Source organism: Dolichospermum sp. LEGE 00246, from assembly GCF_015207865.1.
GTDB lineage: Bacteria > Cyanobacteriota > Cyanobacteriia > Cyanobacteriales > Nostocaceae > Dolichospermum > Dolichospermum heterosporum.
In genome coordinates, this window is the sequence record NZ_JADEWA010000721.1 from 1 (window position 1) to 1,576 (window position 1,576).

Annotated in this window: 1 protein-coding gene and 1 tRNA gene; both read left to right on the forward strand. The window is 42.3% G+C overall.

Annotated features, from left to right (window positions below; all coding sequences use genetic code 11):
* Positions 1-491 precede the first annotated feature (491 nt).
* Positions 492-1,361, forward strand: coding sequence for an aldose epimerase (locus IQ228_RS25910; protein WP_027404646.1), 870 nt, complete (start codon positions 492-494; stop codon positions 1,359-1,361).
* A gap of 62 nt (positions 1,362-1,423) precedes the next feature.
* Positions 1,424-1,495, forward strand: a tRNA-Lys gene (locus tag IQ228_RS25915).
* Positions 1,496-1,576: the final 81 nt, after the last annotated feature.

Here is a 1,576-nt window from a genome sequence, read left to right on the forward strand (position 1 = left end):
TAGATGAAACTGAAAGAAAGAAACTTGAGGATATCGCCCAAGGTTGGGGAATGAGTCTTTCGTCAGCCTTAAAAAGATTAGTTAGAGAGAAATAAAATGTTGAAAAGATTTAATGACCCGCATCATGATCGAGAATATTGGCAGCGGTTAAAACCGCACGGGTAGGCTTTCCCCCGCGCTCTAAAGAGACGCGGCTCCCAGCCTTCCCGCGATCCCCTGGTGGAATTTATTGGCATGACAACCTACAATTGGGGAGAAAGGTAGAAAAATCGCAATAAGTAATTGGACAAAAATATTTACAGTCATTGTGAGGGAAGGGAAGCAATCACAACCCTTGGAATTGCTTGATTTCACTTCGTTCCATATGGCTAACGCCACGCTGCGCTAACGCAATGACATTGTGTAATTAATTCTGTCTCACTACTTATGTATTGCCTGTTTCCTTTTGCCTGGACATAAGCACAAATTACCACACCAATCTACTGGCTATTATGTTTACCATTGACATTCAAGAACAACAATACAAAACCTACATCCTGTCTGATAAAACCGCTGGTACACAAATAGAAGTCGTCCCAGAAAGAGGTGGTATCATTACTCGTTGGCTGGTTCAAGGTCAGGAAATCTTCTACTTAGACGCTGAACGCTTTACTCATCCTGATTTGAGCGTTAGAGGTGGTAATCCCATTTTATTTCCTCTTTGCGGTAATTTACCTGATAATACTTACAGCGTTGACGGGAAACCGTATACTATTAAACAACATGGCTTTGCGAGAGAATTGCCTTGGACAGCAACGGCACAAAGTACCGAAGGTAAAGCTAGTGTAACTGTGGTTCTCAACAGCAATGAGGAAACAAAGGCAGTTTATCCTTTTGATTTTCAACTGGCTTTTACCTACGAACTCCAAGGTAATACTTTAGTAGTGCGTCAGGAATATAAAAATCTGTCATCCACTCCTATGCCATTTTCTGCTGGTTTCCATCCTTATTTTCTCTGTGGTGATAAAAATCAGCTAGAAGTGGAACTTCCTTCTGGACAATATCAAGATAACAAAACCAAGGAGTTTCACAACTTTGATGGCAAGTTTGATTTTAACCAAGATGAAATTGATTTTGCTTTTGGACAACTAACCAAGACATCTACATCTGTAACCGATAACAGCCGCAAATTGAAGCTAACCCTAGATTATGATGATTTCACTACTTGGCTAGTGTTTTGGACTGTCAAGGGCAAAGATTTCTACTGTCTAGAGCCTTGGAGCGCCACCCGCAATGCTTTCAACACTGGCGAAAACCTGACTGTGTTATCTCCTGGAGCTAGTTGTACTGCTTCTTTTCGGTTAACGGCAAATTTTTTCTAGACCCCCCTTGACAAAACCATAGCTGTTAATGGTATATTGATAAAGTTGGAAAAACAGCAAAAGGGTGGCTAACTCAACGGTAGAGTACTCGGCTTTTAACCGATTTGTTCCGGGTTCGAATCCCGGGCCACCCATTTTAATCACATCTTGCCCCTAGTAGTCTGTCAAACCGAAAATGACGGGTGAAGGCAGGCAGGGGGTAGGGGAGGTAGGGG

What these genes read in the sequence shown, in the direction of transcription:
- IQ228_RS25910 (WP_027404646.1), top strand. Translation starts at nt 492, where the DNA reads ATGTTTACCATTGACATTCAAGAACAACAATACAAAACCTACATCCTG.